This window comes from Undibacterium sp. (assembly GCF_030683615.1).
Taxonomy (GTDB): Bacteria; Pseudomonadota; Gammaproteobacteria; order Burkholderiales; family Burkholderiaceae_D; genus Undibacterium; species Undibacterium umbellatum.
In genome coordinates this window covers 135,882-148,479 of sequence record NZ_JAUXQE010000010.1, presented here as the reverse complement: position 1 = coordinate 148,479, position 12,598 = coordinate 135,882, and the positions used below count along the sequence as shown (strand labels likewise).

Annotated in this window: 12 protein-coding genes; 3 read left to right on the top strand and 9 right to left on the bottom strand. The window is 50.1% G+C overall.

Features of this window, described 5'->3' with window-relative positions; genetic code table 11:
* Positions 1-74 precede the first annotated feature (74 nt).
* From Q8K39_RS06350 to Q8K39_RS06340, 3 genes are all read right to left on the bottom strand, one after another.
* Positions 75-602, bottom strand: a complete 528-nt coding sequence (locus Q8K39_RS06350; RefSeq protein ID WP_305258778.1) for a hypothetical protein — start codon at positions 600-602, stop codon at positions 75-77.
* 31 nt (positions 603-633) lie between these two features.
* Entirely contained in the window at positions 634-1,275 is a 642-nt protein-coding gene (locus Q8K39_RS06345; protein ID WP_305258777.1) for a glutathione S-transferase family protein, read from the bottom strand.
* A gap of 73 nt (positions 1,276-1,348) precedes the next feature.
* Positions 1,349-2,179 (bottom strand): helix-turn-helix domain-containing protein, encoded by an 831-nt coding sequence (locus Q8K39_RS06340; protein WP_305258776.1) that lies wholly within the window; start codon positions 2,177-2,179, stop codon positions 1,349-1,351.
* A 143-nt stretch (positions 2,180-2,322) separates the two neighbouring features.
* On the opposite strand from Q8K39_RS06340, the gene Q8K39_RS06335 reads away from it, so the two are divergent.
* Together Q8K39_RS06335 and Q8K39_RS06330 are read left to right on the top strand one after the other, a co-directional pair.
* The gene (locus Q8K39_RS06335) at positions 2,323-2,733 is read left to right on the top strand and encodes a hypothetical protein (protein WP_305258775.1); all 411 of its coding nucleotides are present in this window, start codon (positions 2,323-2,325) and stop codon (positions 2,731-2,733) included.
* Positions 2,734-2,861: 128 nt separating this feature from the next.
* Entirely contained in the window at positions 2,862-3,227 is a 366-nt protein-coding gene (locus Q8K39_RS06330; protein WP_305258774.1) for an MmcQ/YjbR family DNA-binding protein, read from the top strand.
* 231 nt (positions 3,228-3,458) lie between these two features.
* Here Q8K39_RS06330 and Q8K39_RS06325 read toward each other — a convergent pair whose 3' ends face one another.
* The 3 genes from Q8K39_RS06325 to Q8K39_RS06315 all read right to left on the bottom strand — a co-directional run bounded on the left by Q8K39_RS06325 (position 3,459) and on the right by Q8K39_RS06315 (position 5,300).
* On the bottom strand, positions 3,459-3,890 hold the full coding sequence (locus Q8K39_RS06325; protein WP_305258773.1) for a hypothetical protein: 432 nt from the start codon (positions 3,888-3,890) through the stop codon (positions 3,459-3,461).
* A 266-nt stretch (positions 3,891-4,156) separates the two neighbouring features.
* Positions 4,157-4,567: a hypothetical protein gene (locus tag Q8K39_RS06320; RefSeq protein WP_186954874.1), complete on the bottom strand. Its 411-nt coding sequence runs from the start codon at positions 4,565-4,567 to the stop codon at positions 4,157-4,159.
* A 280-nt stretch (positions 4,568-4,847) separates the two neighbouring features.
* Positions 4,848-5,300: a DsrE family protein gene (locus Q8K39_RS06315; RefSeq protein WP_305258772.1), complete on the bottom strand. Its 453-nt coding sequence runs from the start codon at positions 5,298-5,300 to the stop codon at positions 4,848-4,850.
* Between the two features lie 258 nt (positions 5,301-5,558).
* Here Q8K39_RS06315 and Q8K39_RS06310 point away from each other — a divergent pair, with 258 nt between their 5' ends.
* Positions 5,559-6,374, top strand: coding sequence for a phosphate/phosphite/phosphonate ABC transporter substrate-binding protein (locus Q8K39_RS06310; protein WP_305258771.1), 816 nt, complete (start codon positions 5,559-5,561; stop codon positions 6,372-6,374).
* A gap of 51 nt (positions 6,375-6,425) precedes the next feature.
* On the opposite strand, the gene Q8K39_RS06305 is transcribed toward Q8K39_RS06310, so the two are convergent.
* From Q8K39_RS06305 to Q8K39_RS06295, 3 genes are all read right to left on the bottom strand, one after another.
* The gene (locus Q8K39_RS06305) at positions 6,426-10,202 is read right to left on the bottom strand and encodes a two-component regulator propeller domain-containing protein (protein ID WP_305258770.1); all 3,777 of its coding nucleotides are present in this window, start codon (positions 10,200-10,202) and stop codon (positions 6,426-6,428) included.
* A gap of 241 nt (positions 10,203-10,443) precedes the next feature.
* On the bottom strand, positions 10,444-11,001 hold the full coding sequence (locus tag Q8K39_RS06300; RefSeq protein ID WP_305258769.1) for a helix-turn-helix domain-containing protein: 558 nt from the start codon (positions 10,999-11,001) through the stop codon (positions 10,444-10,446).
* 136 nt (positions 11,002-11,137) lie between these two features.
* Positions 11,138-12,583 (bottom strand): hypothetical protein, encoded by a 1,446-nt coding sequence (locus tag Q8K39_RS06295; protein WP_305258768.1) that lies wholly within the window; start codon positions 12,581-12,583, stop codon positions 11,138-11,140.
* Positions 12,584-12,598: the final 15 nt, after the last annotated feature.

The following is a 12,598-nucleotide window of genomic DNA, read 5'->3' as shown; positions in this document are numbered from 1 at the left end:
TCCAAAAAATGTGCGCTTCATGGTCGGCTACCGTAAAGTAGCGAATTACTCTTGAGCGCAAGAAAAAAATGCCGCTAATTGCCTGACATCTTGCCTGTCCGAAGATCAAAATAAAGTAACTTTCCATCGGTTCTTTCCAGCACGAATTTGTTCTCTTCATCAATACCTCTGAAATGGCCCCAGGCATAGTGCGACGCTGTTTTTCTCAACAAGTGCTTGTCAGGAGCGATTTCTTTCAAGCGCACTTTGTGCAAGAGCTTGCCACGCTGCCAAAAACTCAGCATGATCAGGTCATCACTATAATCCTCGGGAATGAGATTCAAGCCATCATAGACTGTCACTGCATACTCGCCATCATCACTGATAAACGCCAGCCGAAACCAGTATGGTGAAGTCCACAAGACTTTGTTTTTGTTTTTCTGATCAATTACTTTCGAGCCGAGGGCAGGATCCGAGATGAGTTGAACGCGATTGTTGTTACTGTTGAAAACAGTTTTAGCGGGGGCAGGCAAAGGCGCGTCAGCGTGGGCCTCATTAAAGAGCAAGGAACTGAGCAGCAAACTCAGAAAGCAAGAGGCAAGAAACCGTGCAGGCATAGTCATTTCTCTCAATCTGTATAAATAAAATCAGCATCTACCACTTGGGCGCAATCCGCTCTCCCGGCAAAATATCGTAGGGAAAGGCCCAGCCAGGTATGGCACGCAGGCGTTCCAGCCAGGCGATGATATGTGGGTAGCGGCCTTCAAGCTTGTAGTCGCTTTCATTCTCAGGGTAAAACAGATAACCGCTGAGGGAAAAATCAGCGATCGTCGGTGCGTCACCCACCATGTATTCGTGCTTGGCCAGATGCTTGTTGACGATATTAAAGGCATTGTCGATACGCCCAAGCAACCATGCCTGGACAGCGGGGTCAGGTGCAGCGGGGCCAAAGGATCTATTGAAACGGTAGCTGGCAAAATAGCTGGTGAACTTGTGGTTATCAAACAAGAGCCAACGCAAGACTTCCAGTTTTTCATCTTCATTCCTGCCACCAAAAGCACCATGCTTGTTGGCCAGGTAGCTGAGGATGACACCAGACTGTGTCAGCACACGCCCACCATCTTCCAGCACCGGTACCTCCCCCATTTCATTGGCTTGTTCGCGCCATTCACTACTGCGTGTCACGCCCTGGAACATATCAACATAGCCGTTCTCAAACGGCTGGTTCAAGGCGCGTAACAAAAATGCGACTTTGAAGGAGTTGCCTGACTGGCAGAGGCTATGCAGTTTGTACATGATCCGTGTCCTTGTGTGTGAAGAGGACAGGTATCTTACCAAGATTTACAGATTGTGCACGAGTGTGACTATGTCACCCAGCCAGCGCTTTTAAAAAGACTTCCGTCTGCGTGTCTGCCGGATAAAATAATTCCACGCAAAGCTCATGCAAAGTGATGTCGCGTGGACTGCCAAATGTAGTCAAGGTGGTGAAGAGTGAAAGCTCTTGCCCGTGCAATTCCATGATGCAGGGTATCAATAAGGAAGGCTCGGTCGATTGTATGACAGGTGTTTGCTGTTTCAAGGCGATCACATTGGGATAGGCATTTACCTCGTCCACCAGAGCAATGATGTCTTCATCCCGACCACTGAGCATCAGCCGCTGCAAGACTTGCAAAAGATAACTGCCCCATTCAGAGAAATTCCTGGTATGCGCGGCAAAGCCTTGCGGATGCAGGCTGGCCCTGAAGATATTGATTTCTGGTTTGCACAATTCAGCAGGCAGCAAGCCCATGAGTTTTTCTGCGGCGCGGTTATGCAGGACCACATTCCAGTGCCTGTCCAGCGCAACTCCAGGATAAGGGTCATGGGTATCCAGCAGGCGCTGTACTGCAGCCCTGACCTGAGACATACGCGCACTATCCAGACCCTGCTCACTATAGCGTGGTGCATAGCCTGCCGCCAGCAACCAGACATTGCGGGTACGCAAAGGTACGTCAAGCTGGATGGCGATACTCATCAGGAGCTCAGCACTGGGGCGGGAGCGCCCGGTTTCTACAAAGCTCAGGTGACGCGGCGAGATATCAAGGTCCAGCGCCAGTTCCATCTGGCTCAACTTGCGTTGCGTGCGCCATTCACGTATCAGGGTACCGACTGATACGGCGGGTTCGGCTTTGTCTGCTGTAGTAGAGATGAGATGAGTCAATTACTGCTCCAGAGTTAGTTTCTGCGATCTGAACCTGCATTATCAGCCGATTGTCGCACCACCACCATTACCTGTGAGGTAATCGACTTGCTGCAAATGTAGAGCGAAACTGCAATCCCCTCAACTGTTTTTGGAGATACACCATGTCTACAGCATCTACAGCCGTCAAATTGCATGCCCCTGCCCTGTCCTTGAGAAGCATACTGGCACTCGATGCCCTGACGGGTCTTGCCATGGGCTTGTTGCTGGTTGCTACGTCTGGCCTTTTGTCTGGTTTGCTAGACTTGCCCAAGGATTTTTTATTCATGGCGGGTGTCAGCCTGTTCCCGATCGCTGCATTGGTGGGCTTCACCAGCCGCACAGGCAGCGACAAGAAACCACCCGCCCTGCTGGTATGGGTCGTCATACTCGGTAACCTTGGCTGGGTGCTTGCCAGTATCTTGACGATGGAAGTCTGGTTTGAACCCAGCGTATTGGGATTTATCTTTGTCAGTGTACAGGCGCTGGTGGTGCTGGGTTTTACTGTGCTTGAGTATCGTGGCTTGCGTGGCTAAGCAATGTGAACAAAAGGGGCAAGGCAGACTTGCTCCTTTTCTCAGGTAACAGCCCAAGCAAAATTATCGCTATTACAATACACTATCGAGTCTGATCAATTTGATCTTCGATTTGGCCTATCACTACGATGAAACTAGCTGCTCTCAAAAAACTGTGCGCCAGTTATGCCGGTGCCCGCGAAAGATTACATGCAGATCCGAGCAATGTGTTGGTGTATAGCGTGGGCGAAAAATCCTTTGCCTATTTCAAGACCAGCGAGCCTGAACGCTGGCGCTTCAGCATACGGGTGACACCTGCGCGTTTTCTTGAGCTGACTGATATGCCGGGTGTAAAACCAGCGCGGTATATAGGGCGCTTTCACTGGGTGACGATAGTCGCAGTAGAGCAATTTCCTGAGGCGTATTTGCGAGAATTGCTGGAGTATTCTTACCAGAAAGCTTTGTCGGGGTTGACGAAGAAGAAGCGGGACGAAGTTATTACTGGATGTGCTTGATTGAGGCTTTCGGTTCTTTGATATCAGCAGGGGCAGTGCAGGCTTCAATGTCTGCCCTATACTCTAACTGATCCGGACATGCAGTAACCGGATTAAGCTCATTCCTGCGGAGGCAGGAATCAATCTGGCTGACGCACCAGCGGCGTTAATCCTATTTCAAGATCGCAGGCCGCTGGTAGCCCGTCTATCATGTTGTAAACTCAGGTCTTACGTCGTGGTAGCGAAAAAACCTCAAACCGTCTCCAAATCCACCACTTCATTCACCGGCATAATCACGCAGCGCAAAAGCAACTTCGCTGCATCTTCATGCGTCAGCAAGCCTTGCAAGTCCGCTGGTATCTGTCCTGTAAAAGCAAACCCTGATCTGGTGTGCATACCAGCTTCACGTTCTGTCCACAGCAGTTGTAGGCGGCAATCGCTCAGTGTCACATTGGGCTGGGTTTCATCTGGCAAGAAGCTGATTTGATACTGTCCTGCCGGGATATCAGTCTCAAGTTCGGACAGCACTTGCAAGCCACCTGCACTGAGATTGACCAGCAGAGCTGGCAGGGCATCAGCATGTTCGGGTGATTTGAACACCCAGACTGGGCGTACATCATTGTTGCCAAAGGGGACCAGGAAGAATTGTACGCGTTGGTGGCGACGGTTTTCAGACAGGTTCATGGTATGAGTCATCAGGTGGAATTGGAATTTCGTCTTATTTCAAAAACGCAGCAAACAGAAATTTATTCCATATTTGTGTCATGGACATGACCAGGCTGCGTCTATATCAGACAGGCTTGATTTCAAAAGTGCGGCTGACTTCGCCTTGACTTGATGGTATTCAACAGGAAATTTTGCATAAAAAAAGGGGCAGCGAATCGCTCCCCCATTCTCAGCTAAGACCTATTCTGGAAATGCACGACAACCAGATCAATGTCAGCCAGCTCTTACTTGTCAACTTCCTTGGTCAGCATCTCCCATGAAGGCTGGGAAGTACCATCGGTAGTCGCAACTACTTTACCGCCAGCAAATTTCAAGGAAGTTGTCGCTGCCTTGCTGAATTCTATGGTCTTCATCTTGCACATGGCTTTCTTGGAAGCAGCATCGGCGCAATAGGAGCCAGCATTGTCCTTGATGGTAGAGGCAAAATACTTAATCTTGAACATGTCGTCCGTGGTTTGGAAGCTGTCTGTCTTGATGTCAAACTTAACGTCACAACCGCAAGATGTTTTCAGGCTGCCTGTGGCGGCCTTGACTGCTGGTTCGACTTCATTGCTCATCATTTCACGTTCTGCTTTACCGGCGAAGGCAGTCAAAGGCAAGACTAATAAAATGGCGGCGAGTTTAGAAATTTTCATCGGTATGTCCTGGTGTGAAGAAAGACTGTTATAGAGCCTTGCATTCTAATTTTCCAGAGCAGCATATGCTGAATTGTTTGTAACAAATTTCCTGAAAAAAAATGCGCCTGACAGCAGGAAAATCTTAAGCTGTCACCTGTGCTTACACTTTTGACAAAAGCAATTTCTTTCCCAATTGCCAAGCGGCATGGTTATCACAATCCATCAATGCCGCTGCCGCCACCCACGCAGACACCGGGGTCCCAGCATCTTGAGTAGAAAAGACTGTGTCGCAGCAAAGTCACGGTCTGATATATGCATACCCCTGCTGCTGCCGCTTGATCAATTGCGACACGCCCGCATCTACATAGGCAAGATTATCTAGCATGTCTGCCTTGGTGATTTTCAGGGCGCGCATGGTGTTTTCACAGATAACGACACGGACTCCCATCTTGATGATCTCATCAATACGGCTGGCTGCCGGTGATTCGAATTTGAACATGTCTATGCCAGGTCCATAGGCGACGATTTCTACCTCAATATTGTCCTTGCCCATATCATTGATGACGTTTCTGACATTGTGCAGGGCCAGCTCCCATTTCTTGCTTTCGCCATCGCTGACCTGGAAAACGACTTTGGATTTTTGTGCTGCCTGTACCTTGGTTTGCTGCTGAGCCATGACACTGGCATGCGCCAGTCCACCCAGAAGCATGGCCAAAGTCAGGTTACGGCTGATGTGGAAAAGCTGTCGCATGTTCATTCCCTTAATCAATTCAATTGTCAACTCAATGTGGCAAAGATATCAGATTTATGGCAAACCTGAATATGAAGTTTTTCAGCCAAACCAATATCAATAAAACAATCCTGAATATCGCAATTGTTAAAAATGATTGCCTGAATGCACATATCTAGTTTACAGTTACCCCCCGGTGCTGGCATAGATGTCTGCGTAAATATCGTGCTTGCGGGACGTATGGGATTAGGAAGTTAACAGTTTTCCAGGATGACTGATATGAAAAAAGCTCTCTCAATTGCTGCATTCGCCCTGGCGAGCATTGCTACACAGGTGCAGGCACAAAGCAACTATAGTCTGTATGTCAGTGAAGGGACATCTGGTGGCCTGGATGCGGCTCAGGTGATAGAAAAATACACTGGTCTGGCAGAAGTGATGGGGAAAGCGCTGGGCAAGAAGGTGACTGTCGTAGTGACACGCGAGTTTTCCCAGCTGGAAGAAGGCATGAAGTCTGGCAAGATGGATTTTGTGATTGCCCGGCCCAGTGATTACCCCGGACGTGGTGTGCGGGATTACAAATATCAATTAGTGTCTACTTCCAAACCGGATGGACAGTGCCTGCTTATCGTGCCCAAGGCATCACCTCTGAAGAATATCGCTGATGTCAAAGGCAAGCGCATCGCCCTGCCTGAGAAAATTTCCTATATGTCGAAATTTTGCTCGGCAGAGTTGACACACAATGGCTTCAAGCTGGAGACAGAAAAAATTCAACATGCCAAAGAACAAGGTGCAGTCCTGTTTTATCTGGACAATCAACTGGCAGACGTAGGCGGCATTGCCTCGTACTCAGGGGTAGCCAAAAACCTGGAAAAAACCGGGCACAGGGTCATCCACAGCAGCCAGCCTCAACCTTACCAACCATTGATTGCGCATGCAAAAATCTCCGCTGCACAAATCCAGTCCCTGAAAAAGGAATTGGGTCAATTGAATGAAAGTGAAAGCGGCAAGCAGGTACTCAAACAATTGGGTATCAAGGAATTTGATACCGGCAATAATGAGCAGCGCCTGCGCGACTTGCTGAAATGGCTGGGATAGATCCTGCTGCGGACAACGGCAGGATCAGGTATACATGATTGATGTGCCATTTCAATCTGGTGAATTGCTACCACTACTGTCCTGCCCCGCTGGCTGCAAAAACAGACTGCATAAAGTTAGATGTAACACCTCAGTCGAGACTGGTTTGTGCAACACTGGAATATTGACACTGCCATTTTTCAATTGGATATCTGCATGGATATCGCCAGTAATGATCAGGGCGGGGATGTCATGATTAAACATGTCACGCAAACTGAAAATGGCCTGCACACCATCTACATTGCCTGCCAGATGAAAATCACAAACGATGGCATCCGGTATGCTCATGTCATCGGCAATTTTTGCCATCGCCTCTTCACTGCCGTTGGCAGCCGTCACTACGCAATGCCATTGCATTAACCAGCTTTGAGTAGCTTGGAGTATGGCTTCGTCGTCATCAATGATGATGATGCGTTTGCCTTTCAGTACACTGGCATGATCACTCTCAAATTGCCTGGGCAAGACAGCATTTTCAGACGCATCCACTTTATTGAGCAAGAGAGTGAACCTGGTACCATGACCCGGTTCTGAATGCAAGACCATGGGCATGGCCAACAAGTCTGTCAGACGTTTGACAATCGCCAGGCCCAGCCCCAATCCTTTGGTGCTATCACGTCGCTGCATGACTGCACCGTGCGCCTGAAAAAATTCCTGGAACACGGTTTCTTGCTGATGCAAGGAAATACCAATACCCGTATCGCTGATCATCAGCCTGACCTGGTCTCCGGCTTCTGCACAACTGAGTTCTACCTGGCCCTCGTTGGTATAACGTATGGCATTGGCGACCAGATTACGTAAAATTTGTTCCAGCAAATTACTATCACACTCTACCCAAAGCTGCGTTTCTGCCACCGTGAGCAAGAGTTTCTTTGCCTGCGCCTGTGGAGCAAATTCCAGCTCTATTTTTTTCAGTATCAAGGTCAGCGGGAATTTGCTTAATTCTGGTTCGACTATTCTGGCGTCCAGGCGCGACAAGTCCAGCAAGGACAGGAACATGCCATCCATGGTGTGCGCGCACTTCTTTAGCTTGTACAGTAACCCCCTGGAACTGCTGGACAATTCTTCGAAAGACAGTGCATCCAGATACAGGTTGAGGGCATGCATGGGTTGGCGCAAATCATGGCTGGCCACCGCCAGAAAGCGCGTCAATTCGCTCTGGTGTTCAAGCTGCTGCTGATTCGCCAGTGCCAGTACGCCTACGGTTCTTTCCAGTTCAGCGGTCTTCTGTTCTATCTCTTGTTTTTGCAAGGCGATTTCTGTGGTTCTTTTTTCGACTTCTGTTTCCAGCAACTTTTTTTGCATCAGCAAATGGTGCAAGCGGTAGCGATGTATTGCCCACAATACAGCCAGCAACAGGCTGACAAGCAAGAGCCTGAACCACCATGTTTTCCAGAACGGTGGTGTGATGGTAACGCGCAGCTGTGCCCCGGTTTCATTCCAGACGCCATCTTTGTTCGCTGCCTTGACGCGAAACAGATATTCACCGGCATCCAGATTGGTGTACGTGGCGAAACGGCGGCTGGCATCTGTATAGACCCAGTCCTGGTCAAAGCCTTGCAACTGATAGGCAAATTGATTGCTTTGTGGATCGGCAAAATGCAGAGCGGCAAATTCCAGTGAAAACACGCTATGAGTATGTGCCAGGGTGATGGCTTGATTGTCCTGGATTTGCCCTCGCATAGTAAAACCGGCAGCCGTTTTTCCTTCTTCCTGTGGTTGATTAAAAATCTGCAAACCGGTAATCAAGACCTTGGGCGGGATGGTATTTTCGCGCACATCTGCCGGCTGGAAGGCACTCATTCCGTTCAAGCCACCAAAATACATATTGCTTTGCCTGTCCTTGAAGCAGGCAGCCATATAGTAGCCGCCGTCAATCAATCCGTCCTTCCCTGTGAAGTAGCGGAATTTTTCTGTCACCGTATCAAAGCGTGCTATACCAGCATCTGTGCTGAGCCACAACTTTCCTGCCTGATCTTCCATGATGCAATCGACAGAGGCATTGGTGGCGTAATTGCTGAAACTGACCATGCCCTGGCTATTTTTCTTTATTTTGCTGATACCGGCACTGCTACCTATCCAGATATTTTTCTGGCTGTCTTCAAACAGGGCTGAGATCGCATTGCTCGCCAGGCTGCCTGGCTCTTTACTGTCGTGCCGGTAGTGTTTGAACTTCATGTTTGATCTGTCCAGCAGATCCAGACCATCGAGGGTGCCTACCCACAGACGGGACTGGCTGTCTTCCAATATCGCCATCACGCCATCATGAGCGATACTGGATGGGTCAGCGCTATTGCGCCGCAGACTGCTGAGTTGATTGCTAACCGGGTCCAGCCTCAACAGTCCACGGGTATTGGCAGCCCAAAATATGCCTGCGCGATCTTCAATGATCGCTTGCATCTGGTGAGCTGCTGGCTCACCTGGCAATATCTGGCGGGGGTAGGATTTACCGCTCGCCAGATCGATGCGCGAGATACCTTTTTCAGTGCCAGCCCATATCTGCCCGTCTTTAGCAGTAAACATGCTGAGTATGGTTTTGCCATCCAGGCCATATGTGGCACTGCCATTGCTGGCGATCCCCGTCTGCAAATCCAGGCTGTTCAAGCCGCCCCCAAATGTGCCAAGCAAGAGCTGGCCCGGCGCGGCTTCAAGTATGCTGGTCACCTTGATATTGCTCAGGCTGCCAGCCTGGTCTGAAGCGACATAGCGCCGAAAGGCAGCCACGGATAAATCGACATGGCTGGTACCACTGGTCCAGTAGCCCAGCCACAGGCTGCCACTATGGTCCTGAAAGACCACCTCCACCTGATCGTCTGTCAGGCTGCTATTGTCGCCCGGATCACGCTTGAAATGCTGCATCGATTGCGTTGCCGGATTCCAGCGCAACACTCCCTGGGCGTGCGGTACCATCCAGATTTGTCCCACTTGGTCCTGATAGAGTTCCTTGATGCTGATATTTGCCAACTTGTCAGGCAGGCTTATTCTTGTCCGCGTATCCCAGGCATGCTTGTGCTTCCACAACAACATGCCTTTGCGCAAACCCAGCCACATGTTGCCTTGCCTATCGATCAGGATTTTATTGACTGCATTGATTTTGGATTCAGCACTGGCCGTACTGTCCACACGGTAGTGAACAAAATCATTACTGCCGGGTTCCATGCTATCGAGACCGTTATCGGTCGCCAGCCACAGCTTGCCAGTGGCGTCCAGCGCCAGAGTATTGACGCGTTCATTTGCCAGGCTTTGTTCACGACCAGGCTGATGATGCCACCAGCGTACTTTCCCGGTAGCTGGCACAAAATGGCCCAGGCCATTTTCTGTTGCCAACCACAGACCTTGCTGACCATCGTCAAGCACGTCATTAATGGCACTATTCTGCACTTGCGATGCCAGTTCCCCTGGTATGATAAAACGCTGGAACTGATTCTTTTTTCTGTCGTACAAATGCAGCCCACCTGCAGCGGTGGCAACCCACATACGGTCTTGCCTGTCAAAGTAAACCTGCCTTACCCAGTCACTATTGAGACTATGCTCATCATCCGTGACATTCTTGTACAGGCTAAAGCGATAACCGTCATAGCGCACCAGGCCAGCCTGCCCTCCAAACCAGAGATAGCCCTGCTTGTCCTGCCCTATGGTTTGCACAGCCTGCATAGGCAAGCCCTGCTCCAGACCCACATGCTGGAAACGCAGGGTACGTAAGGCAGATGCCTGAGCTGTCTGAAAAAGCAAGATCAGCGACATTGCCAGCAAGAGAAACAGACATTTTGAATGGCGTAGTGTATTCGACATCAGAAACCAGGAAAAAGACAAGAAAAGCGCAAATAGGCTCAGGCTTGAAGCTTCCGACGAGCCACCCAAGGCATTTTAGCCTTGGATGCCGGGTTTATGTGAAGAGACTGAAGGAACGCAGAATAGCGTGACAAAACTGCTTGTTGGCGGGATGAACCGAAACTGACTGGTACACCTAATCCGAGGGATGGACTGAATAAGTAAAACTCATTTCATCACAAGGATGAAATGAGTCCGGGGATCAAGTAGGTGACTCTTCTACACTGGCAGGCTCGGCAACCGATACTACAAGCGGTGCAGTTGGCACAGTGAGGACTGCGGGTACTGCAGCTACTGTCAACCGGCCGTGCTGTGGCCTGGGTTCGGCCCTTTCCACAACGATATTCCAGCGTTTCAGATAGTTGGTGACCGAGCGGATATGCATTTGCACACCCAGGTGCTTAGTGATGAGCTCAGCCACTGCCGGGCGATTCCATTCAGGAAAATCAAGCTGCAACTGACGCGGCTTCTTAGCCTTGATCATTTCCTGCAACTGTACTTCCTGCTCGCTGCTCAGGGCGCGCCCCTCGCCTGCCCGGCGACCACGCTTATGCGGCAATAATGCATCAGCGCCCTGATTGACATAGCGCGTAATAATCAGACAGACTGCCGTATAGCTGAGACCCAGTTCGCGCGCTATCTGAACTTTCTTGGCACCGCGCTCATGCGCTCGCACCACCTGGCGACGCCGCTCATACTGTTCCATAGCACTCAGGCTTCTGGCATCTTCTTTATTTGTAATCTGTGAACACATTTGCATGACCATACTCATTCTGACATCCTTAAGCTGACAAATTCAACTCCGGTAAGTCTGAGAATATAGGCCATTTAAGACTTGCCGTGCCCTATACTAAAGTATGACCCTGGCAAGAAATGCAGACGCAGTACCCCTCATTTCATGCAGCACGACCAGCCGGAAATACGGCGTTCGCTTGCATGAGTATTTGCCAGCGCCAGCGCAAGATGGGGAGCGTCACCAGCACGATCAGCAAGCAGATCAGCCAGACTGGCAATGCTGGCCACAGCTTGAGCATGCCCAACGAAACCAGCCCCAGAAAAGCCGGAAGTGCGAAAGCAAGTAACAAGGCAGTTTCATAGCGGGACCTGATCCTGGCATAATTATGCAAACTCATGAAACTCAAAGGCAGCAGACAAAAGCAGGCAAGCCAGGCCATCTCTGCTGCATTCGTGGAAGCTGGTGAAAAATGCATGGTGACAGCCACGATCAATAATGTCAGCAGCCATAGGCCAAAGAACTGGCGCAGTAAAAAATGTAGCACGATCCTGGTTTGCTCCGCCTGGGGTGGCAACGCTGCCGCCAGCAATAGCAAGCTGTGCTCCCCTTTGCGTTGGTACATGGTGGCGCGAAGCATGGAAACATATATCACGGGTAGCATGACAAAAGCGACCATGGCAGCAGCGTATGCCAATCCCATGTCGTTCTCAGCAAATTTTGATGAATGATGCAAGAAAACGGCAAAGTAAATACTCAGACCGGCACTCATCAAGGCAACCGATACAAAGCTGGTCAGCCAGAAGACCTGTGCCCCGAAGGCAAAGGGAATTAGCTGCGCAACGGCTGCCGGTGTTCTGCCTGTCTTGTCCACCTTGACCATACACCAGCGCATCAACAAATCATAGGGATTAAAGAAGCGCAGTGAATAGTGTGTCGAGGTCACTTCCTCACCATTCATGGCTTTTTGTATCATGCTAAAGCTTTCTTCTCGCTTGAAATGCTGGTCACCATGAATGGCAAAAACCCAGTGCAAGATCGCTGCGGTCAGGCCCAGCCCTACCAGCATGAGCAAGGCAGGCTGGTTCCAGCTTGCCTGCGGATCCAGGCTGAATCGATTACCCCACCACATCGGTAACTGACTGAGCAGCACCAGGAATATCACTACCCATTTACTGCGCAGGGTCGCAACATAAACCAGCATGGCAAACACGCCTATCAGCCAAGACTGGAAAAACAGACCCTTCAAGTGGGTGACCAGGGTCAATGCAAGGATAGCAGGCATCAGCAATACAGGTATTGCCAGTGCCACCTTCATGTATCGCCTGAGTTGTGGCACCAGGCCTGCATTCGCCGGGCTATATTGCAAGGCCACACTGGGCACCAGCAGAACAAACCAGAATACCAGCAGCACGCCGACCGCAACCCCGATGCCTATGGCGAGCGCCATTAAAATGGATATCGCATCTGATTCATCTTTGCGTGCCAACAAGAACAGAATGAGGGGCAACAAGGCAATTATCCCCAACAAGGCATACAAGATTTTTAAACCAGCAGCATTGCTGCGCGCATAGACAGGCTGCATCCATACCGAGATGATGGCTTTCATATTCTTACTTTCGCG